Annotated in this window: 36 protein-coding genes; 20 read left to right on the top strand and 16 right to left on the bottom strand. The window is 57.0% G+C overall.

Annotated features, from left to right (window positions below; all coding sequences use genetic code 11):
• The first annotated feature begins 4 nt into the window (after positions 1 to 4).
• From FZX13_RS03865 to FZX13_RS03855, 3 genes are all read left to right on the top strand, one after another.
• A complete protein-coding gene (locus tag FZX13_RS03865; RefSeq protein WP_226407465.1) occupies positions 5 to 193 on the top strand; it encodes a hypothetical protein in 189 nt (62 codons plus the stop codon).
• A gap of 78 nt (positions 194 to 271) precedes the next feature.
• Complete coding sequence (locus tag FZX13_RS03860; protein ID WP_166017022.1) at positions 272 to 421, top strand: hypothetical protein; 150 nt, start codon at positions 272 to 274, stop codon at positions 419 to 421.
• Positions 422 to 424: 3 nt separating this feature from the next.
• Positions 425 to 736 carry a DUF805 domain-containing protein gene (locus tag FZX13_RS03855; RefSeq protein ID WP_226407455.1) on the top strand — a complete coding sequence of 104 codons (312 nt, stop codon included), beginning with the start codon at positions 425 to 427 and terminating at the stop codon, positions 734 to 736.
• Here FZX13_RS03855 and FZX13_RS03850 read toward each other — a convergent pair.
• Together FZX13_RS03850 and FZX13_RS03845 are read right to left on the bottom strand one after the other, a co-directional pair.
• The gene (locus FZX13_RS03850) at positions 722 to 1,150 is read right to left on the bottom strand and encodes a tellurite resistance TerB family protein (protein ID WP_226407443.1); all 429 of its coding nucleotides are present in this window, start codon (positions 1,148 to 1,150) and stop codon (positions 722 to 724) included. The two genes, FZX13_RS03855 and FZX13_RS03850, sit on opposite strands and share 15 nt — an antisense overlap.
• A gap of 110 nt (positions 1,151 to 1,260) precedes the next feature.
• Positions 1,261 to 1,422, bottom strand: a complete 162-nt coding sequence (locus FZX13_RS03845) for a hypothetical protein (protein WP_170951186.1) — start codon at positions 1,420 to 1,422, stop codon at positions 1,261 to 1,263.
• Positions 1,423 to 1,528: 106 nt separating this feature from the next.
• On the opposite strand from FZX13_RS03845, the gene FZX13_RS03840 reads away from it, so the two are divergent.
• The 3 genes from FZX13_RS03840 (at position 1,529) to FZX13_RS03830 (ending at position 2,104) form a co-directional block, all read left to right on the top strand.
• Entirely contained in the window at positions 1,529 to 1,681 is a 153-nt protein-coding gene (locus FZX13_RS03840; protein WP_226407441.1) for a hypothetical protein, read from the top strand.
• 81 nt (positions 1,682 to 1,762) lie between these two features.
• Positions 1,763 to 1,924, top strand: coding sequence for a hypothetical protein (locus FZX13_RS03835; RefSeq protein ID WP_166017019.1), 162 nt, complete (start codon positions 1,763 to 1,765; stop codon positions 1,922 to 1,924).
• 3 nt (positions 1,925 to 1,927) lie between these two features.
• Positions 1,928 to 2,104: a hypothetical protein gene (locus tag FZX13_RS03830; RefSeq protein WP_170951184.1), complete on the top strand. Its 177-nt coding sequence runs from the start codon at positions 1,928 to 1,930 to the stop codon at positions 2,102 to 2,104.
• Positions 2,105 to 2,131: 27 nt separating this feature from the next.
• Here the strand turns inward: FZX13_RS03830 and FZX13_RS03825 are convergent, their stop codons facing one another.
• Positions 2,132 to 2,278: a hypothetical protein gene (locus FZX13_RS03825; protein WP_226407439.1), complete on the bottom strand. Its 147-nt coding sequence runs from the start codon at positions 2,276 to 2,278 to the stop codon at positions 2,132 to 2,134.
• A gap of 106 nt (positions 2,279 to 2,384) precedes the next feature.
• Between FZX13_RS03825 and FZX13_RS03820 the strand changes: the two genes are divergently transcribed.
• Together FZX13_RS03820 and FZX13_RS03815 are read left to right on the top strand one after the other, a co-directional pair.
• Entirely contained in the window at positions 2,385 to 4,058 is a 1,674-nt protein-coding gene (locus FZX13_RS03820) for a protein adenylyltransferase SelO family protein (protein WP_226407437.1), read from the top strand.
• Positions 4,055 to 4,582, top strand: a complete 528-nt coding sequence (locus FZX13_RS03815) for a DUF924 family protein (RefSeq protein WP_226407407.1) — start codon at positions 4,055 to 4,057, stop codon at positions 4,580 to 4,582. Before FZX13_RS03820 ends, FZX13_RS03815 begins: the two co-directional genes overlap by 4 nt.
• Before the next feature lie 247 nt (positions 4,583 to 4,829).
• Here FZX13_RS03815 and FZX13_RS03810 read toward each other — a convergent pair whose 3' ends face one another.
• Positions 4,830 to 5,000: a hypothetical protein gene (locus FZX13_RS03810; RefSeq protein WP_166017014.1), complete on the bottom strand. Its 171-nt coding sequence runs from the start codon at positions 4,998 to 5,000 to the stop codon at positions 4,830 to 4,832.
• 141 nt (positions 5,001 to 5,141) lie between these two features.
• Between FZX13_RS03810 and FZX13_RS03805 the strand changes: the two genes are divergently transcribed.
• The 3 genes from FZX13_RS03805 (at position 5,142) to FZX13_RS03795 (ending at position 7,370) form a co-directional block, all read left to right on the top strand.
• A complete protein-coding gene (locus FZX13_RS03805) occupies positions 5,142 to 5,459 on the top strand; it encodes a DUF3303 domain-containing protein (protein ID WP_115022096.1) in 318 nt (105 codons plus the stop codon).
• A 30-nt stretch (positions 5,460 to 5,489) separates the two neighbouring features.
• On the top strand, positions 5,490 to 6,683 hold the full coding sequence (locus tag FZX13_RS03800) for a glycosyltransferase family 2 protein (protein WP_226407405.1): 1,194 nt from the start codon (positions 5,490 to 5,492) through the stop codon (positions 6,681 to 6,683).
• Positions 6,684 to 7,124: 441 nt separating this feature from the next.
• Positions 7,125 to 7,370: an RNA-binding protein gene (locus tag FZX13_RS03795; RefSeq protein ID WP_115022097.1), complete on the top strand. Its 246-nt coding sequence runs from the start codon at positions 7,125 to 7,127 to the stop codon at positions 7,368 to 7,370.
• Positions 7,371 to 7,466: 96 nt separating this feature from the next.
• Here FZX13_RS03795 and FZX13_RS03790 read toward each other — a convergent pair whose 3' ends face one another.
• A complete protein-coding gene (locus FZX13_RS03790; RefSeq protein ID WP_226398552.1) occupies positions 7,467 to 7,724 on the bottom strand; it encodes a hypothetical protein in 258 nt (85 codons plus the stop codon).
• Between the two features lie 111 nt (positions 7,725 to 7,835).
• Between FZX13_RS03790 and FZX13_RS03785 the strand changes: the two genes are divergently transcribed.
• Positions 7,836 to 8,006 carry a hypothetical protein gene (locus tag FZX13_RS03785; protein ID WP_170951181.1) on the top strand — a complete coding sequence of 57 codons (171 nt, stop codon included), beginning with the start codon at positions 7,836 to 7,838 and terminating at the stop codon, positions 8,004 to 8,006.
• 221 nt (positions 8,007 to 8,227) lie between these two features.
• Here FZX13_RS03785 and sodC read toward each other — a convergent pair whose 3' ends face one another.
• Entirely contained in the window at positions 8,228 to 8,764 is a 537-nt protein-coding gene (gene sodC / locus FZX13_RS03780; RefSeq protein ID WP_226407403.1) for a superoxide dismutase family protein, read from the bottom strand.
• An 85-nt stretch (positions 8,765 to 8,849) separates the two neighbouring features.
• Between sodC and FZX13_RS03775 the strand changes: the two genes are divergently transcribed.
• Together FZX13_RS03775 and FZX13_RS03770 are read left to right on the top strand one after the other, a co-directional pair.
• Complete coding sequence (locus FZX13_RS03775; protein ID WP_115021878.1) at positions 8,850 to 9,086, top strand: hypothetical protein; 237 nt, start codon at positions 8,850 to 8,852, stop codon at positions 9,084 to 9,086.
• A gap of 465 nt (positions 9,087 to 9,551) precedes the next feature.
• A complete protein-coding gene (locus FZX13_RS03770) occupies positions 9,552 to 9,905 on the top strand; it encodes a hypothetical protein (protein ID WP_226407401.1) in 354 nt (117 codons plus the stop codon).
• Here FZX13_RS03770 and FZX13_RS03765 read toward each other — a convergent pair whose 3' ends face one another.
• Complete coding sequence (locus FZX13_RS03765) at positions 9,906 to 10,316, bottom strand: YccF domain-containing protein (RefSeq protein ID WP_226407399.1); 411 nt, start codon at positions 10,314 to 10,316, stop codon at positions 9,906 to 9,908. It lies immediately after the preceding gene.
• Positions 10,317 to 10,381: 65 nt separating this feature from the next.
• Between FZX13_RS03765 and FZX13_RS03760 the strand changes: the two genes are divergently transcribed.
• A complete protein-coding gene (locus tag FZX13_RS03760) occupies positions 10,382 to 11,242 on the top strand; it encodes an SDR family oxidoreductase (protein ID WP_226398548.1) in 861 nt (286 codons plus the stop codon).
• Between the two features lie 313 nt (positions 11,243 to 11,555).
• Entirely contained in the window at positions 11,556 to 11,849 is a 294-nt protein-coding gene (locus tag FZX13_RS03755; RefSeq protein ID WP_115021885.1) for a hypothetical protein, read from the top strand.
• On the opposite strand, the gene FZX13_RS03750 is transcribed toward FZX13_RS03755, so the two are convergent.
• Both FZX13_RS03750 and FZX13_RS03745 read right to left on the bottom strand, forming a co-directional pair.
• Positions 11,834 to 12,199 carry a hypothetical protein gene (locus FZX13_RS03750; RefSeq protein WP_226398547.1) on the bottom strand — a complete coding sequence of 122 codons (366 nt, stop codon included), beginning with the start codon at positions 12,197 to 12,199 and terminating at the stop codon, positions 11,834 to 11,836. The genes FZX13_RS03755 and FZX13_RS03750 overlap by 16 nt on opposite strands.
• Before the next feature lie 4 nt (positions 12,200 to 12,203).
• Positions 12,204 to 12,590: a DUF393 domain-containing protein gene (locus tag FZX13_RS03745; RefSeq protein WP_226407397.1), complete on the bottom strand. Its 387-nt coding sequence runs from the start codon at positions 12,588 to 12,590 to the stop codon at positions 12,204 to 12,206.
• On the opposite strand from FZX13_RS03745, the gene FZX13_RS03740 reads away from it, so the two are divergent.
• Complete coding sequence (locus tag FZX13_RS03740; protein WP_226398545.1) at positions 12,590 to 12,958, top strand: hypothetical protein; 369 nt, start codon at positions 12,590 to 12,592, stop codon at positions 12,956 to 12,958. The genes FZX13_RS03745 and FZX13_RS03740 overlap by 1 nt on opposite strands.
• A gap of 488 nt (positions 12,959 to 13,446) precedes the next feature.
• Here the strand turns inward: FZX13_RS03740 and FZX13_RS03735 are convergent, their stop codons facing one another.
• Positions 13,447 to 13,734, bottom strand: coding sequence for a hypothetical protein (locus FZX13_RS03735; protein WP_226407395.1), 288 nt, complete (start codon positions 13,732 to 13,734; stop codon positions 13,447 to 13,449).
• Positions 13,735 to 14,020: 286 nt separating this feature from the next.
• On the opposite strand from FZX13_RS03735, the gene FZX13_RS03730 reads away from it, so the two are divergent.
• Entirely contained in the window at positions 14,021 to 14,236 is a 216-nt protein-coding gene (locus FZX13_RS03730; protein WP_136987689.1) for a hypothetical protein, read from the top strand.
• Positions 14,237 to 14,252: 16 nt separating this feature from the next.
• On the opposite strand, the gene FZX13_RS03725 is transcribed toward FZX13_RS03730, so the two are convergent.
• Complete coding sequence (locus FZX13_RS03725) at positions 14,253 to 15,638, bottom strand: serine hydrolase (protein ID WP_226407393.1); 1,386 nt, start codon at positions 15,636 to 15,638, stop codon at positions 14,253 to 14,255.
• 63 nt (positions 15,639 to 15,701) lie between these two features.
• Positions 15,702 to 15,944: a hypothetical protein gene (locus FZX13_RS03720; protein WP_170951180.1), complete on the bottom strand. Its 243-nt coding sequence runs from the start codon at positions 15,942 to 15,944 to the stop codon at positions 15,702 to 15,704.
• A 170-nt stretch (positions 15,945 to 16,114) separates the two neighbouring features.
• Between FZX13_RS03720 and FZX13_RS03715 the strand changes: the two genes are divergently transcribed.
• Positions 16,115 to 16,705 (top strand): uridine kinase, encoded by a 591-nt coding sequence (locus tag FZX13_RS03715; RefSeq protein ID WP_226407391.1) that lies wholly within the window; start codon positions 16,115 to 16,117, stop codon positions 16,703 to 16,705.
• The gene (locus FZX13_RS03710; RefSeq protein ID WP_226407389.1) at positions 16,698 to 17,066 is read left to right on the top strand and encodes a hypothetical protein; all 369 of its coding nucleotides are present in this window, start codon (positions 16,698 to 16,700) and stop codon (positions 17,064 to 17,066) included. The genes FZX13_RS03715 and FZX13_RS03710 overlap by 8 nt, the downstream gene beginning before the upstream one ends.
• 657 nt (positions 17,067 to 17,723) lie before the next feature.
• Here the strand turns inward: FZX13_RS03710 and FZX13_RS03705 are convergent.
• From FZX13_RS03705 to FZX13_RS03690, 4 genes are all read right to left on the bottom strand, one after another.
• Positions 17,724 to 17,891, bottom strand: a complete 168-nt coding sequence (locus FZX13_RS03705) for a DUF4278 domain-containing protein (RefSeq protein WP_226407377.1) — start codon at positions 17,889 to 17,891, stop codon at positions 17,724 to 17,726.
• Between the two features lie 182 nt (positions 17,892 to 18,073).
• Entirely contained in the window at positions 18,074 to 18,220 is a 147-nt protein-coding gene (locus FZX13_RS03700) for a hypothetical protein (protein ID WP_166017001.1), read from the bottom strand.
• Between the two features lie 54 nt (positions 18,221 to 18,274).
• On the bottom strand, positions 18,275 to 18,577 hold the full coding sequence (locus FZX13_RS03695; RefSeq protein WP_226407375.1) for a hypothetical protein: 303 nt from the start codon (positions 18,575 to 18,577) through the stop codon (positions 18,275 to 18,277).
• Between the two features lie 327 nt (positions 18,578 to 18,904).
• Positions 18,905 to 19,138 carry a DUF1651 domain-containing protein gene (locus FZX13_RS03690; protein ID WP_255617929.1) on the bottom strand — a complete coding sequence of 78 codons (234 nt, stop codon included), beginning with the start codon at positions 19,136 to 19,138 and terminating at the stop codon, positions 18,905 to 18,907.
• Positions 19,139 to 19,172 lie beyond the last annotated feature (34 nt).

Below are 19,172 nucleotides of genomic sequence, written 5' to 3'. Positions count from 1 at the left end.
CGTGATGTCGACGCGCTACGTGCTTCGGACGGGAGAAATCATTCTCTCCAATCGCAACCCTGAGGGGCTTGACGTCTACTGCTACCGAACGGGCTACAACCACCACACCTGTCTATTGCTCTCCGAGCAATCCGAGGCGGACTTCCTGCTCCGCTATGGATCGGAGGAGTTGAACGTGGCCTACCCAGGTTGACTGCTGCCTTGGCCCTTCCCCCAGGCCCTTGACGCTGCTCAGATCGTGGCCTGAATGGGTTGGCATCAAGGCAATTCCATGGATGACGTCAGGCTGCAACTGCTGCTTCAGGAAGCTGAGGACCATCTCCGTTCCCGCAGCTGTCGTCAGCGTTATGAGCGTGCCGTCGTTCGTCTGCCCGACAGCCGCCGGGGCATCTGGTTCGGTGATGACAAGCGTGCGGCCTGAGCCATGAATTCGATGCTGAGCTTTTATCCCCAGTTCTGGACTTGTGCCTTCGACTTCGAGGGCCGGACATCCCGGATTGATTACTGGAAGATTGTTCTCGTCAACCTCATCCTTGGGTGGGTGTTGTCGCAGATCGCTCCTTCCGCCGTTTACATCGTTTTTGCTGTGGCCTCCATCTGTCCGGGGCTGGCGATGAACATTCGGCGCATTCGTGACACCGGCCGTCCTTGGCCCTGGATATTCATCGCGCTGATCCCGTTCATCGGTTTTTTCTGGTTGCTCTGGATTGAGCTTCAGCCCTCAGCTGACGGCTGACGGGATGCCGGCCGCTTCCAGGGGGGCATGTAGCAACTCAAAGACGGAATCGATGCGTTCAGCTTCCACTTGCGAGATGGAGAGCATCAAGGCCAACAGATCAAGCCGGCGCCGCTCCTCGGCTGAATAGGGACCGTCGGAGCGCATTAGTTCCGAGGCCATGGCGTAGGCCGTGAGGGCTTGATCGGCCGTGAGCACTTTGGCTGCCTCCACCATCAGAGCTTTGGTGCCCCGCTCCAGCCGCATGGCCAGCACCGCATCCATCAGCAACACCAGCTCGTTGTCACTCATCCGGCAGTAGGGCTCGCGGTAGTCGAGGGCGTGCCGGAATGCCCTTGCTCCGGCCCGACTGAGGGTGTCGTCCCATGACACCGCTGTGAGGCCAACGGCCGCAAAGGCTGTGACGACATTCATCGGGGATGACGCAGGTGTTGCCCAACTGTCAACGCAATCCCCGGTTCGTGATTGTCTAAAGCGCCACAGAGCGACCCAGATGAGTCGTTTGACCTACCTGGGGGATGGCCTCACTCCGGAAGACGCTCCACGGCCACATGCATGAACCGTTTCACCATGGCGATCGGCCAGCCTTCCCGCTGCAGCTCCTCAGCGATCTGATCAATCTGATAAACGATTTCCTCGGCGACGAGCTCTTCCAGCAGATGGTTGGAGTGTTGCGTGGTGGTCATGGCTCGATTGCACTGCTTCGGGGCTAACCCATCCAGGCCACGTTTTGCCACTTCGATTCTGTGGCGTCCGGTTGCAGGCTGGTGCTGCTGTTGCCAACTTGAGGGGATGAAACATCCCTCCCTGCTCCGACGCATCGGCACCTACCTGCTCGGTCTGGTGGATGAGTATTGGGCGATGCGTCGTCCTTGGCAGTACGGCGCCAAGCAGCCCCAATGCGGATTGCAGTGCGATGGCGACCACTGCGAACGGATCGACTGAGCCACTGAAAAAAATGCGCCTTTACACGGGTTGCCGTTGCTCTGTGTCCTCACAACAGTGAGGTCAGCACCTGGAGATTGGATGGAGTTCAAAAGCCGCATTTTTGCCACCTCGCGAGGTTCCACCATCGATGCCATCGGTGAAGGGCGTTATCTGGTCTGCAATCCGGCTTACTGCTTCATGGTGCATGGCCTGCGTCAGGCCCATGAAGCCGTTCAACGCCAGGAGAAGTCCGCGCTTTGAGCCATGGCTGAGTACCGAATTCACTGCAAGCACTGTGGCTACGAGGGGAAGGACAACTCCCGTTGGATCCCTTTCGTACAAGTGGAGCGTCGGGGGCAGGATTGCCCCCACTGCGGTCGCCCGACTCTGCTTGAGCCTTGGTGCACCTTGCGGGCTGAAACATCCATGCCTGACTACTGATTTCGCCTTTGCGACGCAGCTGCCGGGTTAAAAGTTTTGCCAGCTGCTGGTGAGCCACTGGGGAGCCAGGCTCCACCAGATGGCGGTCGCCACGAAGATGGCGGCCAGGCCGATCAGGCTGGTGATCAGTTCCTCTTGCCTGCTGTCGGAGCGAAGTTTCTTGGTTTTGCCCATCGTTCCATCGTTTGCTTCCTTCGGTTTAGAACCTCTGCTCAGATTGGCCATCGGTCAAAACACCCGCCCGCAGCCCTGGCGATGATGGGATCAGCTTCTAGGCCCGATGAGCACCGCCACGTTTGCTGAGTTCGCCGAGCGGGCCGACTATTCCCTGCTGGATAACCTCACGCCTGATCCGGAGGCGACAGCGGATGGGGAGGACCACCGACCACGTCAGGTGCTCTCCGGCCACTACGTGCCGGTGACCCCCACCCCGATTCCCGAGCCCGAATACTTAGCGCACAGCCGATCTTTGTTCGGCGAGCTTGGTCTCAGTGATGACCTGGCCCAGGACGTTCAGTTCCGCCGGATGTTCTCCGGCGATCTCCGTGTGGCCACAGGTCCAATGCGGCCTTGGGGCTGGGCCACCGGCTATGCCCTGTCGATCTACGGCACGGAATACACCCAGCAGTGCCCCTTTGGAAATGGCAATGGCTACGGCGATGGCCGAGCCATGTCGGTGTTTGAGGGGGTGTTTGAAGGCCGTCGCTGGGAGATGCAGCTCAAAGGGGGTGGTCCGACGCCCTATTGCCGTGGTGCTGATGGTCGAGCGGTGCTCCGCTCCAGTGTTCGTGAGTTTCTGGCGCAGGAGTTCATGCACGCCCTTGGTGTGCCCACCTCCCGTTCGTTGACTCTCTACGTCTCCCATGCCGAGACGGTTCGTCGCCCCTGGTATTCCGAGAACTCACGCTCCATGGACCCGGACGTGATGGTCGACAACCCCGCGGCCATCAGCACCCGGGTGGCGCCATCGTTTCTGCGGGTGGGTCAGCTGGAGTTGTTCGCCCGCCGTGCCCGCAGTGATGCCCATCCCAAGGCGCACCAGGAGCTGCACCTGATCGTGGCGCACCTGATCGAACGCAATTATCGCCAGGAGATCGATCCCCGCCTGCCCTTCAGCGATCAGGTTGTGCTGTTGGCCCAGTTGTTCCGTGATCGCCTCATGGGCTTGGTCGCCAACTGGATCCGCGTTGGCTACTGCCAGGGCAACTTCAACAGCGACAACTGCGCCGCCGGTGGCTTCACCCTCGATTACGGGCCATTCGGATTCTGTGAGCTGTTCGATCCGCGCTTTCAGCCCTGGACCGGAGGCGGAGCTCATTTCTGCTTTTTCAACCAGCCGGTTGCCGCTGAGGCCAACTACCGCATGTTCTGGAAATCCCTGCGCACGCTGATGGAGGGCCAGGCGGAGGCCCAGGCCCAACTCGATCAGCTGCTGGAGGGTTTCCCTGTTGCCATGCAGGACGCCATGCAACGGATGTGGAGCAGCAAACTCGGCTTGTCCTGCACCGCTGAAACACTGGTGCAGGAGTTGCTGCAGCTCCTGGTGGAGTCGAGCGCCGATTATTCGATGTTCTTCCGCCGCTTGTCGGATCTGCCCGATCAGATCGATCCGCTGCGGGACTGTTTCTATCTGCCCCTCTCGGCGACCCTCGAATCCCAGTGGCAGGACTGGTTGCAACGCTGGCGTGCCCAGTGGCCCCATGGTGTCGATCCGGCCCTGATCTCCGCGGGCATGCGGCGGGTCAATCCGGCGATCACCTGGCGTGAGTGGCTGATCGCTCCGGCTTACCAGCAGGCAGCCGAAGGCAATACCTCTCTGATGGCTGAACTGCAGCAGCTGTTCAGTGCCCCCTACGACACCCCTTCCCCCGACCTGGCGGCCCGCTACGACCGCTTGAAGCCCCGGGAGTTCTTCAGCGCTGGAGGGGTGTCCCACTACAGCTGTTCGTCTTGACCGCTGACGACGTTCTGCACTTCTGGTTCCAGCAGTGCCGTCCCTGGCAGTGGTTTCGTCGCCGCGACAGCTTCGATGCACTCGTGTCGGATCGTTTCGGTGCTTTGGTTGAGCGTGCCCTTGCCGGTGATCTTCAGGAGTGGGCCGATCGGCCCTCCAGTGCTCTGGCTTTGGTGTTGTTGCTGGATCAATTCAGCCGTCAGATCTGGCGCGGGGAGGCCAGGGCTTTTTCAGGAGATCAACAGGCGTTGGCTGTTGCCCTGATGGGCCTCCAACAAGGATGGGTTGCGGCTGAACCGCAGCGACCGCGACGTCAGTTTTGGCTGATGCCTTTGCTGCACAGCGAAGAGGAAGGCGTGGTGGCGAAGGCCATTCCCTTGCTGGAGCAATGGGCGGATGCCGCCACAGCCAATGTGGCCCGCCGCAATTTGATGCAGCTGCAGCGCTTCAGTCGTTATCCCCAGCGCAATGCTGCCCTCGGACGCAACAGTTCACGGGCAGAAGTCTTGTTTCTGGAAGGATGATCCCGTTGCGCGTGTGTCTCGCTCTATCTCCGCAATCGGTTCTCAGCAAGCGATGGTCTCAACGTAAAAGGTATCTCGTTAAAGCTCGGTTTTTCAGGAATTTATTGCAGTTTCAAACGCTAGATCAACGAGTCAAATCTTGATCCAGTCTCCCGATGGCCAAAATGACAAAGGAGTTGAGGTGAATGCAAACCAACGCAATTATTTCTCCTCCTGATGACCGCTCAGCTTTGTTGTAGAGCTCTGCTTACTTCTGTTCCCCTTCATCAGCCATCAATCGAAGCGCCGCATTCATGACGGCAACTTTTACCTCCCGTCGCTCCAATCCTTGACGTTCGAAGTGACGGACGATGCGCGACAGGTCCCACCAGACAGCGACTTCGACTTCATCCATTTCATTGGCGACGTGGAGAGCCATGACTGCGCTAAGACCTATTTCAGCTGTAGCCCGCTGCCAGCTCTTCGCGAAGCTCCTCCTGAATGACTGCTGAATTCAGTTGCGATTTTGCGTTGATGGCTGCATTCCGTGGCTACGAATCAGTTGGATGCACCCTTCACCTTGCAGCACTATCTGATTGTCTGGACGTTCCCGACTGTGGAGGGGGCTTGGGAGTCATCTCCAGGCTTTGCTGAGTACATCAATGCTGGAGCCCCTGGAGATGTCTTTGATGGCTTCGCACTCAAATATCGCGTCTGCGAGCCGATCAGCGGTAGTGGTGTGGCAATTGCCGTTGCCAGTGATATCGGCAAGGTCTGGGCGCACCTCGGCCCTTGGATCAAGGATTTCGGTATTCAGTTCGATGTCACCGCTGTGGTTTCGGATGCCGAATTTGCTGCCATGTGGCCGATGGTGGAAGCTGCAGCATCCGTCGACTGAGACGGCTCTCCTTCACACCGTTGTCTGGCCGTGACGCTCGCCTTGCTTGAGCCTGTGCTGCTCCTCGTTACGGCCACAGCAGCTTCAGCGGGATTGTTGATCCTTCAGTTGGGTCTGCGACGGGTGTTTGCTGTTGCACCGCGATTAAAGCCGGCCCAGGAGGCTCCCGCCCCAGACATGTCTCTGACGGTGGTCATCCCCGCCTTCAACGAAGCCCACAACATCGCTGACTGCCTGGGCAGCGTGCTGGCCAGTGCGCCCCCTTGCCGGGATTGGTCGGTGGTGGTGGTGGACGACGAGTCAACAGATGCGACCGTCGAGAACGCCATCCGGGCCGGTTCCACCGCTTCACGGTTCCGCCTGATCAAGGCGGGCCCCCGACCTGCCGACGAGCGCTGGGTCGGCAAGAACTGGGCCTGCAGCAGGGCCGTCGAGCAGGTCTCCAGCGATTGGCTCTTGTTTATTGATGCAGACGTTCGACTGAAGCCGGATGCTCTTCAGCGGTCCCTGGCGCAAGCTGTTGATGAGCATGCCGATCTGCTGAGCCTGGCCCCTCGACTGAGCTGCGGATGCCTGGCGGAGTGGATGGTGCAGCCGATCATGGCCAGCCTGCTGGGCCTTGGCTTCCCCATCCTTGAAACCAACGATCCGGAATCGCCGGTGGCGTTTGCGGCAGGTCCGTTCATGTTGTTTAAGGCATCCACCTACGAGTGCATCGGCGGTCACCGGGCTCTCGCGGGCGAAGTGGTGGAGGATCTCGCCCTCGCCCGGGCCATCAAGGCCGGCGGCTATCGACTTAGCTATTTGCTGGGTCTTGATGCGGTCGACCTTCGGATGTATGCCGACCTCGCTGCCCTCTGGGAGGGGTGGACCAAGAATTGGTTTATCGGGTTGGACAGGGATCCAGGCAAAGCCATCGGTGCCGCCTTGGTGGTGGTCCTGATGTTCACAGCCCCGTGGCTGTTGTTGCCGACATCGCTTGTTCTGCTTTGGCTTCAGCCCGTGCTGTCGGTCGCTTGGTTGTGGCTCATGGCTTTGGCGGGTCTAGCCATCGTTCAGCAGCTGCTGCTGCGGCTCTGGACGCGCAGCACCTTTGATGTGCCCATCAAGTACTGGTACCTGATGGGTGTGGGTGGTTTGCTGGTGGGTGCGATCGGTCCTGTTTCGATCTGGCGCACACGCACGGGTCGTGGCTGGACCTGGAAAGGACGCGCTCTCGGTTAAGGGAGTTTGGTCCGATCAGACCATCACGAGTGGCGAGCCTGTTTCCGTGCATCTTCAGCCCGACGCCGCAGCGCTGCATGCCGGAATGCCGTTTCCAGCTTGGTCAATCTGGGCTGTTTGTCTTTTAAAGCAGCCTCTCCGCGTGCCTTGGCTGCGTTGATGAAATCGTCTGATTTTGTGCCGCTGAGTCCAGTCATCTCAAGGCCCTAACTGCCTCAAGCCTGCTTTCGTTAAGGCTCAACTTGGCTCGAACAAAAGGCCTTCTATGGAATTCATGCTTGAACGATGCTTTCTGGTCTCTCTGGACCACGCCATTGCGCTGACCCATCCAGAGCGCCTTTTGGGCCCCGCTGAGCCGATGCTGTTCGATGCGAAAAAGGAACGTTGAACGGCTTCGGTTCGCTGTGTGCGAAGGTAATCAGTGTTGAGCCAGTCTTTTTTTTGACGATCTTTATTGGAAATCTCTCCTGGGACGCTGAGCGGGAGGATTTGGTACACCTGTTCGGCCAGTACGGCGAAGTGAGCAAATGCTCCTTACCGCTGGACCGGGAGACAGGCCGCAAGCGTGGTTTCGCTTTTGTGGATCTCAGCAATGAAGCCGATGAGCAATCGGCGATTGATGATCTTCAGAACGTCGAGTGGATGGGGCGTGCCATCTCGGTTCGTAAGGCCGAACCTCGCCGCTGATCCTCGGGATCAATCAACGGGTGGTGGGGCGGTGATTGATCACCGCCCCACCACTCTTTCGTTCGCCAAGGCGTTCTTTTGATGAGATTGCTTGGCTCAACTTCCGAAGCCTCGCTCGGTCGATGAGGGTGATCCCTCCTTTTGTGCTGCGCTTGTGTTGATCTGTTGGTTTTGAGAGGCCTGGTTGAACCGGCTATCGATCCAACGCGAGAGCACATAAATCCCAATGAACATGGGGATATAGATCTGGTAGGCACTCTGCTGCTCAAGCTGCAGCTGATTGACGACGGTGACGGCGGCTGTGCTGAGCACGAGGTAAATCCCGACGCGGCGAAATAGGGGGGACTTGAACAACGATTTGGAAAGCCGGGGTCTTCATCATGCTCACTCCGTTGAAATCCCTCAGCTGGGGGATGTGCCAAACGAGCTCTGGCACCTGAATGGAGAGGCCATGCAACGAATCCGATGCCACCCGCCTATGACCTGATCATTGAGCGTGGAGGCTCGATTCTGGTGGAGACCATTGAGGCTTGCAATGAGGATGCTGCCTGGCGCGTTGGTCTGATGTTGCACATTGATTCCCTCATGGCCGTGGTCTGTCGGAACGAAGACGATGCACAATCAACGCAGGCTTAAGATTCTCGTAAGAGTTGGACCAGTGCTGTGATCGGTTTGATCGCCTCAGGTTTGTTCCTCATGTTTCCATCGATCCCCGGGGCAGATCTCTCCCTGTTCCGTCAGCTGAACAGTGAGCTCGGAGCCCTCTGTCAGGAACCTCCCGTTCAGGCGCTCAGGGTTTGTCGCCTGCACTCGAGGTTGGTGAACCGTTAATCGGGCGGGGCTAGCGCTCTGATCGTTTAGCGATCGTCCTGCACCACGCCGCAGGCAACCCGTGCTCCACCTCCGCCGAGGGGTGGTTCGTCTCTGTAGGTGTCGCCACCAGCGTGAACAATCAGTGCCTTGCCCCGGAGATCGGCTGTGCTGAGCCGTGGTGCAACAACGCTCGTGTTTGTGTTGCCGTCGTCATCCACGATCAACTTGCTCAGGTCGCCTCGGTGGCCGTTGCCGAAGGGGCCGAGGTGCTGGCCTGATCCGTCAGGATCCCAATGCCCACCCGCGGCAAGGCCGGCAACTGCGGTGCCATTCTCGGTTTCGCCTGCATCACAGCTGCCAATGCTGTGGAGGTGAAAGCCATGCTCCCCTGGTGTCAGCCCCGACAGATCGGGATAGATCACCAGGCCTTGATCGGTGTCCTGCGCTGTGATGCTGCCGATTGACTCGCCAGTGCCGTTGCCATCAATGCGTTGCAGTGTCACCTCCAAGGCTCCGCACCAGCCGGGTGTGATGGTGATCAGGCTGATGAGTACAAGGAGCTGAGCGAGCAGGCGACGCATCACAGAACAGCATGTTCTTGAATTGTGCACCCCAGTCGGTGCCTTCTGCGGCGAAGATGGTGCATCGTTCGGTTGATGCTTGGTAATGCGGTGGGAATACACCCAGTTGCGCTTCGTACCCCGTGGTAAGACATGGACCGGCGAAATTGAGGAGCTCTGGCTGGATGATCGCCAGCTGATTTCCAGAAACCATCCGCAGCGTGATGTCAGTCTGGTGGGATTGATGAATGAGTTGGGTGAGCAGGGTTGGGAGCTGGTGACCTATGCCCAACCCTTCACCGGATACCACGGTGGTTGCTACACCTTTAAGCGTCAGAAGTAACCAGATCGTTCAGAGCACGCTGGCATTGATGTGTTGAGCCATTCCCATAAAACCAATGACGAGAAGGGCGACAGCAATTGTTGAAACCAGGGATGCAACACCGATTTGTCTTTGATGATTCAAGGTTCTCATGCCTCATCCTCACTTTTTAGATGTACAAGAATGCATTGTTCGTAGCAGCTGCCATCGTCAAGATTGCAGAGGGTTAGGCATTCAAAATAGGCATTGACTTGGGATTCAGTTACACAGGCTTGAGCTGCGTTTGGCGATTCAAGAGTTCTACTTAGCATGTCTTTCATCGGTTCGCTAGGCGACACTATGCTGGTTTTTCTTTTAAGGCAATTATTTTATTTCGGCGGGTAAATACCTAGATAAGATTACCTATAACCATGTTGATGGATTTGTTGGCACGCCTTGAATCCAAAGTCGATGTGATTGCCAGTCCAGCCTGTTTAAGGTGATTGGATGAACAACCGGAATCCCACTGAGCGGCTTGAGGACGAGCTTGATCGTGCCAAGGGTCTTGGGCGCTGGCTCAGTGAAGATGAGCAGGCTGAGCTTGATCGTGCCGCTGACGCCGTGGCCGCGCGAGTGGAAACAAGGAAACGGCGTGATCGAAAGCTGGTGATTTTGACGGGCGTCTGTCTGTTGATTCCGCCGCTCTGGCCTTTGGCTTTGGGGCTGACCTTGTTTCTTCTTTATCCAGACACCATGGCCAGGATCGGACTGGCCGCTGGTATCGCTTTCCTGGTCGGCGGACTGTTGCTGGCTGGCGTGCTGGGTTTAGCCATGGTCTGGCTGGTTCAATTGTTGTTCTGATCAGTCCAAGCCCTTGGATTTCACAACTGTCATGCCGACGGGGGCCAGAGCAATCAACGCCAGTTTGATGTGCTGAATGCCGAAGGGAATGCCGATGATCGTGACAAAGCAGGCCAATGCACTGCTGAGGTGACCGAGGGCCAACCACCACCCAGCCACAAGGAACCAAATCACATTTCCGATCAGGCCGAGGGGCCCCGTTCCCAGGTCGCCTCTACCCCTGAGATCACGGCGGTTGACCGCTTCTGAACCGAAGGGCCACAGAGAGAAAAGCCCCATCACCCAGCACGACCGTGCCCACGGCAGCCCCACGATGGTGATGGCGCAGATCAATGCTGCAACCCACCAGGCCAGAGCCATGGGTAGGCCGCCGAGAACAACCCAGAGAAGGTTGAGGGCCATAGAAATCATGTCTCCATTGTCACGGCAAAGCTGATCTCCGTTCGTTAAATTCTGTAAAAGGTGTTTGACCAGGCATGCCCGGCAGTTTCGGAATTATCGGTTGTGGATACGTCGGATCTGCTGTCGCCGTCCATCTAGGACGTCAGGGTCATGAGGTCGTTGGAACCACCACCAACCCCGGACGGTTGGCTGAACTTTGCGATGTGGTCGACCATCCCCGCATTTACAACGCTTGCGACTCCATGGCCGATGCCAGCTTTCTGGATCGTCTTGATGGTGTTCTGATCGCTATGGCCCCAACCACCTCCACTTTTGAGGAGGATCAATACGAAAAGGTCTATGGCCAGGCTGTTCCAGCCCTCGTTGAATCCCTGCGTCAGCGCCAAGGTCGCAGGCCGCTGCATGTCTCGTATCTGAGCAGTGCAGGGGTTTATGGGGATCAGTCCGGTGCCGTTTGCAATGAGCTGACGCCCTTGGATTGTTCCAACAGTGCCAACGCTCTTCTTGCCAGTGCCGAGACAGCTGTTCTCGCCTTGAACGATGCTTCAACCCAGGCCTGTGTTCTCCGGCTCGGTGGCATTTATGGCCCTGGGAAGGACATCCCGTCCTACATCCGCAGTGCTGCGGGCCAGTCGGTTCGTAAAAACGGCAATCACATCAATGCCTGGGTCCATCTGCAGGACATCATCCGGGGCGTTGACTTCGCTTTCGGGAAACGGCTTCAAGGGATTTACAACCTTGTGGATGATCTCCAGTTCACCCGTCGTCAGCTTTCCAATGCACTGTGTGACGACCAAGGCCTCCCCCCCGTGATCTGGGACAACCACGACCGTCCGGGCGCTCGCATCTTCAATGCCCGTGTCAGCAACGCACGTCTGCGTGAAATCGGTTTCCAGCCCAGCATTTCGTCCATGCTTGAGCCAGTGGCGGCCTGAAACTCATCGAGAATTAGCGATTCCGCTTGAGCGCCGCGACTGTATTGATCTTTTGAGACGTGTTGATCTTTGAAGACCGACTGTGCGTGTTTGTGTAAAGCCAGATTGCGAGATCCACGGTCGGCTCGTTGCATTGTTTAGACCTTGCTCATTCAAGTTGATGTGTTGTGAAAGAAGACTCATTTTGTATCCAATTCGCTTCGTCTCTGGCACTCATGCTGCTTGAGCTCAATGCAGAATTGCTTGATCTTGCAGAACAAGAGTCCTGCATCATTGCTGAGTCTTCCGTTGTTGAACTTGAGAACGTCTGCTGATGTTGAGCCGCATCCGTGCCGTCTTTGCTGAGGCACAAGTGGAAGGTTTGGATCAGCTCTATGACGTGATCAATGCGGCCCGCGACCTTGCGCCCGATTCAGATTTCCAAGCCTGTTATGACCTTGTGATGGCGTCAGGTGGTCCGGAAGTGGAAGCATGGATCAACTTCACAGTGATCACGGCCACACAGTTCGACATCGATGATCAACCGGATCCTGAGCAGTTTCTTTCTGTTCTTGAGGAATGTTGTGATGCCCGACGTCTAAAAGAGCTGTCTCAGCCTTCGGAGTAGCGCAGTGCTTTGAGACCCATCACCAAATGGGTTCGGAAGCTACCAAGAGCCATCACTTGCTTTGGCGTCCTCGTATCGCTGACTGCATCCCCCTGGCCTTCAATCCAACGCAGTAATTCCTGGGTTTGATCAGCCCAGGCTGTGAGGGCTGCCCGAAGCAGTTCGTCATCGCTGAGCTTTCCCTCAGGGAGGACGGATGTGTCCATCGCCGCTCTCAGCAAGGCACTGAGTTGCTGATGGCTTAACGCGTCAGGAACGAAGGGATCAGAGTCGATGCTTAAGAAAACCTTTAGCCGGTCCTTTGACGGTAGTTCAGCGGTGTCGATGGCGATACCCGTTTTTTGACCCATTCCTTCAGTTATGGAGCCCTTGATCCGGGTCAACGCTCAGCCCGCGTGTCGCCAGAGCGATCCGCCGGGCGGCCAAAAGTGCCGGGTAGGCCAGTGCTGAGCGTTGCCCATCGCAGAACAGCGTTGACAGCAACCTCAGCAAAGGATCACTGGGCTTCATGCGACGGCTGAGTTCCGCAATGGCTTCACTTCCATGCCAACGATGCTCACCTTGGATCAGAACGGCGCCGTCCCTGAGAGGCAGCCCAAGGGCGTTGAGCTCATGGCGGATGCTGTGATCAGCGCGCCCGTCAATAATTCGCAGGTTTGGAATGCCAGCCTTGAGTTCACTGCGTAAGGCGAATTGCCGACAGAATGGGCATCCGCCGTCGTAGATGAGGGTTAACAGCATTGCTGAATTCTGTCGCGAAGGGCCTTGGTCTGGCGATGCTTCTGGCCTGTTGGTTGTTGGTTTCCCCTCAGCCATCGTGGGCCGATTGGATGTGTGACGGGGATCGCCTCAGCGTCGAGATCACCCGGGGAGCCGTTGATGTCACCGGTTTGGCGGATGGCATTCCCAATTCCGCTGCGGGAACCCTCCCTGGGGATGGTGTTCTGGTGCGCTGGGGGGATCTTGTTTTGCAGCTTCCGCGCACCAACAATGCTGGAGCCCCCAGTTACACCGATGGCCGTTGGTGGTGGCGTGTGGTTGACGCTTCTGAGCCGGAATTCTTTGAACGTCGCGGCACGGTGATTCACCATCAGTGCGAGCCGGTCTGAGCGTGAACTCAGTTAGTCCCTTCGACGTTTGCGCCGGTTCGACTTGCGTGTTCCTCCATAGCGGTAACCAGCCTGTTTTCGAAATTTCGGCCAGCAGGTTTCGCACACCAAGATCCAGCTCGTCTGGAGAGACGTGGTGACGCGGAAATGCACGTGTCCTGGCCGTCTGCAGTCGTCACAACAAAAGTGTTGGTTTTTCCACAATTTGATAGGTGATTGTTGCGTCTGATCACCGTCTCGTTGGATCTGCTGAGGATTCTGCTCTTGGTTCACAGCACAGAGCGCTTGGCTTCGCATCGATGGGGTTCAGGGATTTCTGACACTGCAAACCAGGCAAATGGACTGCCAGCACAGCATTCTGAAGACCTGATCAGAGGATTCTGTCTGTGCTCGCAAGGCAATGGGAGCTGTTTTCCACGCCGATTCCCAAAACCATTGGCCTGGTCGGGATTGTTTGCAGAGCCCTTGTGGAAAAGCTGTGTATAACCCTACGAATCGCTCGGCGCTTGGGCGTTGATGGAGGCTTTCAGGGCTGCCGTTTCATGGACGCTGAGGTGAGCCTCGACGGCCTCTGGGTTGTTGTTCAGGTAGTGGATCCATTCGTCGTAACACTGCTTCTGTCGCTGATCGGTAATGGAATCAGCGTCTGCAAGAAAGGTGGCGATTGTCTCCCGTTCTTTGTCTGCCCTGGTGCTGAATAGGACCTCCTCGATTTTGGAAAGCCGCGCTTCGATGCGGCTCAGACGGTTGTCGAGGGAGGCATCCTCTTGCGTCATGTCCCTGAGGAACGGATGGAGCCGTGATTGTTGCGGAGAGCCCCAGGGTTGACGCAATAGTACATGCGCACTAAAACAGATGTACTGCTCTGTTGTTCATGTCTGCAAGTTCCCCCTACGCCACATTTCGCGCTGATGAGTGGATGCGTCACTCCTTGATCCGTCCGCGCAAGGCGTTCCCGACAGCGGCGTCAGGGATGTCGCAGCCTCGTGCAAGGTCCTCCACTTCTGTTCGCTGCTGCGATGCCGTCCAGGGAGAGCTGTTTCTCTTCCCCGTTGTGATGTGTTGAACGAAGGTCTCTGCGACAAACGTTTGCAGGAGTCGCTCTTTGTCTCCTGTTCTGCCAGTGTGCTCTTTGGTTTTTGTTGCCAGACCATGCTGTTGTTCGCCTCTCAGACGGCTCAAGGCGGTCCCACTGTCATCCTTCCGGCCTTGCTGATCACCGGTCTCCTCGTCGCAGCATCACAAGCTTTCGTACCCAAGGGCGGCGATCAGGATTGAGCATTGGCGTTTTCACTCAGCGAAGGGCTGAGAGAACGTCAGCTCCAAAGCCATTGGCATCAAATCCTGGCTTTTTAGGGGTTTGACCTAGGCGCACGACGACAGCTCGCTGAGATGGGGCTATCAGGAGCAGCTGTCCCTGATAGCCCTCCGCTGAAAAGCTGTCATTGGGAAGAGCATGTCGAGATTTGCGCCGACTGAGCCACCAGTGCGCTCCGTACCCCTTCTTGGATCCTCGTGTTGCTGTACGGGCGTGCCTCACCCAGTTCTGGGGTAAGAGCTGCTCTCCGTTCCAGCTCCCGTCATCCAAGTAGAGCTGACCAAACCGAGCCCAATCTCGTGCGCTGGCCCAGACCAGCGATGAGCCAACCAATGTTCCACTGTTGTCGGTTTCAAGAACCGCCGTCGTCATGCCGAGGGGGCGGAACAATTGCTGTGAGGGATAGCTCCAATAGCGCTGGTCGTCGTCGATAGCGTGTCTCAGGATCCGGCTGAGAATGTTGGTCGTTCCGGATGAATACCTCCACTTTTTGCCCGGTGTCTTTGCTAGCCGCTTGCTGGCGGCGAACTGTGCCATGTCTGCTTCCTGGGTCAGCATCCGCACCAGATCCGAGTTCAGCGCTCCCGTCGATTCCTCGAAGGCCAGTCCGCTGTTCATTCTCAGGAGCTGATCCAGGGTGATGTCTTGTCGAGGGTCCTCCGGGTCGCTCCACTCGGGCACGGTCGGCGCGCGTTTCAGATCCAGATGTCCATCTCGGATGGCCAGTCCGATCAGGGCATGGGTGATGCTTTTGCTCATCGACCAGCCGATCAGCGGCATCTCGGGAGGGATTCCTCTGGCGTAGCGCTCAGCGATCACCCATCCGTTCTGCACCACCACCACAGCTCGCGTTCGTTTTGGAGTGAGTGGATCGTCTTCGCGAAATGCGCGATTCAGTGCCTTGCTCAGCGCCTTGCTGTCGATCGCCGGTGGCTCGGGACTGGCCGTGGAAACGAGGGGCCACGGCTCACCTGTTGCGGTGGGATCCTTTGAAACAGTGACTGCTTGGCTTGGTGGCTGCGGGATGGGCCTGCCGTTGATCCGTTGGCTGCAGCCATGTCCATCGTTTTGAACCGCTTCAGCGCGAACCATTCCGAACAGGGCACTGGCTTCAACGCGTCCACCGGTCTGGTCGATCTTGGTTTGAATCAACCCCTTGCCTGCAGCCAGGTCTTCGCTGAGCATCCGATCCGGATCCATCCCAGCCATCAGCACGCCGCTGCACAGCTGTTTTGCGCTGAAGCTTGTTCCGGCTTTCGCGAAGATGATCAAGTGCCGCACGGGTCGTTCCAGACCAGCCGCTGTGCTGAAGGCCACTGCTGCAGTGGAGATCAGTACATAGCGCCAATGGTTTTTCGTCACCCAGAACGGCCATGAAAAAAGCGGGGGATCTTCCCCGCTTCAATCATGGGTGGAAAGTTGGCATCAGTACACGTCGTAGCTGACGCCGCGGTAGCGCAGTTCTCGCCCACCGCTTGGGTGTTGCTGTGGATCGATCGGTTGGTAGGTCACGCCGCGATAGCGCAGCACCTTGGCTTTGACTCCCACCGGCGTGTGCACCCTGTCGATATGGCCCTGATGGCGAAAGGCCCTGGCCATCTGTGTTCTGGCCGTCTCGATGGCTTGATTGCGCACAGTCCGTGCCTTGATCAATTGAAGTGTGTTCATCTCTCTCTTGCGCGGTGTCCACGCCCCCGTTGCCTGGCGTGAATCTGACTGCGGCCTGCCGAAGAGGCCCAACGTGTATTCACTATAGGCCCGTTCTGTAACAACGGCTACCGTTCTTGCCGTTGCTTCGTGAGATTCGTTGCCAGCATGGGGATGGATTTGGACTTCGTTTGTCCGGAGCGGTTCCCCTGTTTTGCATTTGCGGTCCATCCGCGGCTGGTAAGACAACCTTTGCTGAACATCTGGCGGAGCAGCTGCGAGCTAAGGGGCGTCATCCACTTCTGATCGCCTGCGATGACTACTACCGCAGTGGCTGGTCCCCCGTCTCTCGCTATGGGTTCGACACGGTTGATGCCATCGATGCTGATCAGCTTCGACTCCAGGTGAGCGCTGTTCGCTATCGACAGCTTGATTCCTTGCGCAGTTATGACATGCGCGCCCGCAAGGTTGGCTCCAGGCCCTTGAACCAGCCCTACGACCTGATTCTTGTTGAAGGCTCCTACGGACCGCAACTGCTTCTGGAGTCTGTGCCGATTTCGCTTGTTGTGTATATCGAGACCCCAGTTGTGCAGAGGCTGATCAGGCGGCTTTGGCGTGATGTACGCGATCGCCATCGGCCAGTGATTTATGTGATTCGCCAGATGCTGCGGGAGATGCTCCCGGCTGAGCGGCGCTTCATCTATCCCTTGAAGCGCCGTGCCGACGTCATTATTCAAGGTATGAACAAGGGTTTGGAGGATGTTCTGGAGAGAATTGAATGATCGTGCTTCACCCATCAACCTGAGAGAGCACCTGATCTGCAGGGTCAGCTTCAATCAACTTCTTTTTGGAAGTTGCCTGATGCAGGTGAAGGGCGGCGGCCCCCTCTCTGTTCATCTCATGCTCTGCGCAGCCCCGGTGTTTAGGGAGGATGGTTCGGGCCTGAAGTGCAATTTCACTGTTCCTTATGGGCCGGCAACCTGCATCTCTGAGCAGAAGCAAAAGATTCACTCGAATCTGACCAAACCCCATCGCCGTGGAGCATTAAGTGGTTTTGGCTTAAGGGGGGATTTGCAGAGTGGTCACTCTGGGTTTTCTTTCTTTTTGACCAAATCCATTCCATTCACTTCGGCGACCACCTGATTGGCCCAACTCGCATGGACCACGCGATATGTCCCCAATGTCGCCATTGACTTGGTGCGAGCGTTGACAAAAGCCTTGAACTCAGTCTTAAAGCAAATTTCACGCCTCCATTGACAGTCATTGTCTTGGCGTTCAATGCAATACATGCTGAGAAACTCGTTCAGCACATACAAGCCATGCAATGTTCAAACACCGTAAATATGCGGAGTGGCTTCGGGATCGTTTCTTTGATTCCACACAGTGGTGTTTGTTAGAAGTCGGTTTTGCTTCCGGTCTCTTCAGCTCTCCGAACGTGTGACTTCACTTTCCATACCAGAAACTATAGAAGTCGCAGGGAATTTGTTGATATCTGAATAGTGCTCGCCACGGCACTACAGACTCGGAACTTTCGCCCCATCATCGTCGAGTCAGGTCGCGAAGCGGGCCTGAAAGTCGGGTAGAGCGATGTCCGACGAGTTCTGTGATTTGACCTCGACTTCGTCTGGGGTCAAGTCCGTTCCTCTCTTAAGAAATATGGTTGTGTCTAGGAAGACGCGGGTCGGCTGATCAATCTATTTTTGTGGTCGAATCGCTCCGGTGGTGCATCACCGTCGGCCATCCAAAATTGCAAAAAGAAACCCCTGCCAAAGGCAGGGGCAAGGTCTCAGAGATTTCGAACTACTTGGTGTAAGAAACGCCTCGGTAGGTGAGAGTGGGGTGGTTGTCGTGGACGATTTCCTGCCGGCAAGTGTTGTAGTGCTCGCGGCGGTAGGTGAGTTCCACGCAGGCCTTGGGAGCAGATGCCTCTCCTGCGTAGGTGTGACCTCGATAGAGAAGTGCAGTCATGGATGTTCCTCGAAGAAATCCAAGTCCCCGTTCCGTGGCTTGGAGTGTCTGCGCCCCACAGGAGTGGGGTGAACGTTTGTAGCTGTTGCTACAGAAATTATTGGTGTCTCCTTGGCGGCTGTCAAGACCTGCTGGCAAAAAGAAACCCCCGCCATAGGCAGGGGTTCCAGCGTCAGGAGGCCTTATTTGTGAATCTGCCCTCGCGTGGGCTCTGCAGACTTGTCTCTTGAGCAACCGTCAGCATTGGCGACGTTGGCAAAAGCCGCCATGACCATCACGGCGATAACGATGGTGCCACCGATAAAAGCAAGGTTCGGGGAGCGCTTCATCTGGGGTGTGGCTTAGAGCCCGCGAACCCTATCCACCCTGTTGCCCTTATCGCTTTAAGGCCTGAGTCGGCCGATGCCATATCCAGTCAACAGGCCAACGGCTGCACCAATGGAACCAGCCGTTAGTTGCATTCTTTCTTTTGGGCTGATTCGGCCCGCAAGCACCAATGCTGCTGAGACGACGAACAGCAACAGAGCGGTGACCAGAACTGCATCCAGTGAATTAATGCCCGGCTTCCCAGGTGGGCCACCACTTCTTTTGCCCGGTTTCGCAGGGGGATGTCCTCCTGGAGGGTTGGTCGCATCAAGTTCCCTCTCGATGCGGTTGATTTCCTTTTCCGGCGAGGTCGGATCCATGCGCAAATTTTGTCAGGGATCAGAAGTGGCGAAACGCTTGAGGTAACTGCTCAGCGTGCCAAAAAGAAACCCCCGCCGAAGGCAGGGGTTTCGAAACGCTTCTCGGGAGTGTGACCTTGTTTCCACCCCGTGAGGCGTTTTTCCTCACAAAGCAACGATGCCAACTGGAAGCGTGTAGTGGGATCGCTAATGGACACCCTCAAGGTTGGCCACAAGTGGATCTAGGTGATATCTACTTCGAGGCTGTTGCGTTTTGGAGGAGAGGGCCTGGGACTTCCCTTTGGTGCATGTGGGGTGTGGTTGTCGCTCTGATTTGATGAGATCGAATCAGAGCTCAAACGCGTCGCCCCAGGCCGGCGATGCGAGACGTTTCCATCCCTGGGTCTGCAATGACGCCCAGAGCTGTTCTGCCTCTGCCTTCCGAAGGTGGCGGCGCTCCTTCAGCAGCGGTGGGCCCTCCGGCATCCGTCGACCTCTGTCGATGAAAACCTTTGGCTCGTTAATCCATGCCTTCTGATCACGGTGGAAGCGCCAGATCCAGTAACCGTCGCTGTCGATCAACCAGCCTTCTCCTATCACCGTTTTGCTAGTACGT

Origin of the sequence: Synechococcus sp. MU1625 (assembly GCF_020514205.1) — a bacterium.
Lineage (GTDB): Bacteria > Cyanobacteriota > Cyanobacteriia > PCC-6307 > Cyanobiaceae > Parasynechococcus.
Note: the sequence above shows the minus strand (reverse complement) of the source record. Positions and strands in the feature narration are given on the sequence as shown.

What these genes read in the sequence shown, in the direction of transcription:
- FZX13_RS03845 (WP_170951186.1), bottom strand. Translation starts at nt 1,422, where the DNA reads ATGACCACCACGCAACACTCCAACCATCTGCTGGAAGAGCTCGTCGCC.
- FZX13_RS03760 (WP_226398548.1), top strand. Translation starts at nt 10,382, where the DNA reads ATGCCCGGCAGTTTCGGAATTATCGGTTGTGGATACGTCGGATCTGCT.
- FZX13_RS03820 (WP_226407437.1), top strand. Translation starts at nt 2,385, where the DNA reads ATGAGCACCGCCACGTTTGCTGAGTTCGCCGAGCGGGCCGACTATTCC.
- FZX13_RS03850 (WP_226407443.1), bottom strand. Translation starts at nt 1,150, where the DNA reads ATGAATGTCGTCACAGCCTTTGCGGCCGTTGGCCTCACAGCGGTGTCA.
- FZX13_RS03830 (WP_170951184.1), top strand. Translation starts at nt 1,928, where the DNA reads ATGGCTGAGTACCGAATTCACTGCAAGCACTGTGGCTACGAGGGGAAG.
- FZX13_RS03825 (WP_226407439.1), bottom strand. Translation starts at nt 2,278, where the DNA reads ATGGGCAAAACCAAGAAACTTCGCTCCGACAGCAGGCAAGAGGAACTG.
- FZX13_RS03835 (WP_166017019.1), top strand. Translation starts at nt 1,763, where the DNA reads ATGGAGTTCAAAAGCCGCATTTTTGCCACCTCGCGAGGTTCCACCATC.
- FZX13_RS03860 (WP_166017022.1), top strand. Translation starts at nt 272, where the DNA reads ATGGATGACGTCAGGCTGCAACTGCTGCTTCAGGAAGCTGAGGACCAT.
- FZX13_RS03785 (WP_170951181.1), top strand. Translation starts at nt 7,836, where the DNA reads ATGCCACCCGCCTATGACCTGATCATTGAGCGTGGAGGCTCGATTCTG.
- FZX13_RS03840 (WP_226407441.1), top strand. Translation starts at nt 1,529, where the DNA reads ATGAAACATCCCTCCCTGCTCCGACGCATCGGCACCTACCTGCTCGGT.
- FZX13_RS03865 (WP_226407465.1), top strand. Translation starts at nt 5, where the DNA reads ATGTCGACGCGCTACGTGCTTCGGACGGGAGAAATCATTCTCTCCAAT.
- FZX13_RS03705 (WP_226407377.1), bottom strand. Translation starts at nt 17,891, where the DNA reads ATGACTGCACTTCTCTATCGAGGTCACACCTACGCAGGAGAGGCATCT.
- FZX13_RS03745 (WP_226407397.1), bottom strand. Translation starts at nt 12,590, where the DNA reads ATGCTGTTAACCCTCATCTACGACGGCGGATGCCCATTCTGTCGGCAA.
- FZX13_RS03775 (WP_115021878.1), top strand. Translation starts at nt 8,850, where the DNA reads ATGCGGTGGGAATACACCCAGTTGCGCTTCGTACCCCGTGGTAAGACA.
- FZX13_RS03750 (WP_226398547.1), bottom strand. Translation starts at nt 12,199, where the DNA reads ATGGGTCAAAAAACGGGTATCGCCATCGACACCGCTGAACTACCGTCA.
- FZX13_RS03810 (WP_166017014.1), bottom strand. Translation starts at nt 5,000, where the DNA reads ATGGCTCTCCACGTCGCCAATGAAATGGATGAAGTCGAAGTCGCTGTC.
- FZX13_RS03755 (WP_115021885.1), top strand. Translation starts at nt 11,556, where the DNA reads ATGTTGAGCCGCATCCGTGCCGTCTTTGCTGAGGCACAAGTGGAAGGT.
- sodC (WP_226407403.1), bottom strand. Translation starts at nt 8,764, where the DNA reads ATGCGTCGCCTGCTCGCTCAGCTCCTTGTACTCATCAGCCTGATCACC.
- FZX13_RS03765 (WP_226407399.1), bottom strand. Translation starts at nt 10,316, where the DNA reads ATGATTTCTATGGCCCTCAACCTTCTCTGGGTTGTTCTCGGCGGCCTA.
- FZX13_RS03720 (WP_170951180.1), bottom strand. Translation starts at nt 15,944, where the DNA reads ATGAACACACTTCAATTGATCAAGGCACGGACTGTGCGCAATCAAGCC.
- FZX13_RS03855 (WP_226407455.1), top strand. Translation starts at nt 425, where the DNA reads ATGAATTCGATGCTGAGCTTTTATCCCCAGTTCTGGACTTGTGCCTTC.
- FZX13_RS03735 (WP_226407395.1), bottom strand. Translation starts at nt 13,734, where the DNA reads ATGACGCAAGAGGATGCCTCCCTCGACAACCGTCTGAGCCGCATCGAA.
- FZX13_RS03770 (WP_226407401.1), top strand. Translation starts at nt 9,552, where the DNA reads ATGAACAACCGGAATCCCACTGAGCGGCTTGAGGACGAGCTTGATCGT.
- FZX13_RS03700 (WP_166017001.1), bottom strand. Translation starts at nt 18,220, where the DNA reads ATGAAGCGCTCCCCGAACCTTGCTTTTATCGGTGGCACCATCGTTATC.
- FZX13_RS03695 (WP_226407375.1), bottom strand. Translation starts at nt 18,577, where the DNA reads ATGGATCCGACCTCGCCGGAAAAGGAAATCAACCGCATCGAGAGGGAA.